Origin of the sequence: Brucella sp. NBRC 14130, assembly GCF_040371715.1 — a bacterium.
Lineage (GTDB): Bacteria > Pseudomonadota > Alphaproteobacteria > Rhizobiales > Rhizobiaceae > Brucella > Brucella intermedia.
Genome location: NZ_BAABTE010000067.1, coordinates 1 through 1,142 on the forward strand (window position 1 = coordinate 1; position 1,142 = coordinate 1,142).

The window sequence follows — 1,142 nt, forward strand, 5'->3', positions numbered from 1 at the left end:
CTATTGCTACTACCACCTGTGATCACGTTTCCTTCAAGTGCTGTACCGTCTTCTGTCACTGTGCCTGTGTCAGCTTTCGCTTCTGGGGCAGTATCTGTGATGAGAATGACCAGATTCGTCGCTGCTGAGCTTTCATTGGCATTGTCTGTCACTATAATTGGGAAACTATCACTTACGCTGCTATCACCACCGCTGTGGTTTTTGCTGGTGCCACTTTGTTGGTAGCTATAACTGACTTTGCCTGTTACTGGATCATAGTCGGTAAGGGTCAGTGTTCCTTGTGTACCTATGATTGTTTTTGGTGTGGTCGGGGATAGACCCAAGAGTTCGCTGGTCAGAATGGTCGTGACACCAATCGTGTTAGATTTCAGTCCATCTGCTGCGTTGACGGTAAACTCGCCTTGTACTGGGGTCGTTGCATTTTCGGCAATGCTGTTCGCACCAAGCGCTGATCCATTATGATCAGTGATAACCACGTTAGGTGCGCCATCGGTATGTCCGTTAATGGTGATGGTAATGGTCGCTGTCGATTTATCTCCATCTCCATCGGTAATGGTGTAACTAAATACGTCTTGGAGGCTTTGGTTATCTTTAAGGGCATTTACATCCGTATTGTTATTATTTAATTGGTAGGTGTAACTACCGTCAGCATGGAGAATTAATGTTCCGTATTTTCCATTCACTGCTGTATTCAATGCGCCATTTGCTACGTGTTCACCTGACGCAACTGTTCCAGCCTGTACTCCACTGACGTTAGCTTTGTCTGCGCCTTGGGTATCAGCTGTATCTCCACTAGATACGCCTCCTGTCAGTACGTTGCCACTGACTGGATTAGGTACGCTGTCTTCTGTAATGCTATTCGTGTCAGGCTTCGCAACAGGTGCGTCATCTATAATCGTAATCGTTACGGTATTCGTTGTACTATTGCCCTGAGCATCCTTAGTTGTATAGCTAAACGTATCCTCAACATTATCGCCATTTGATGGTTTAGTCAGTGTGTATGTGTAGCGACCATCTTCATCAATGCTGAACGTCCCATATTGAGTCGAACCATTAGTAACGGGTACTGCTTTGACCTCGGATGGTAGGTTCACTGTATCTGTTACGGTATGACCAGTACCCGCAGTTGAACCACCCGCAAG

At 46.2% G+C, this 1,142-nt stretch carries 1 protein-coding gene; it reads right to left on the reverse strand.

All coding sequences use genetic code 11. From position 1 onward, the window contains the following. A partial coding sequence (locus ABWW28_RS27580; protein ID WP_353393017.1) for a cadherin-like domain-containing protein occupies positions 1-1,142 on the reverse strand: 1,142 nt, incomplete at both ends.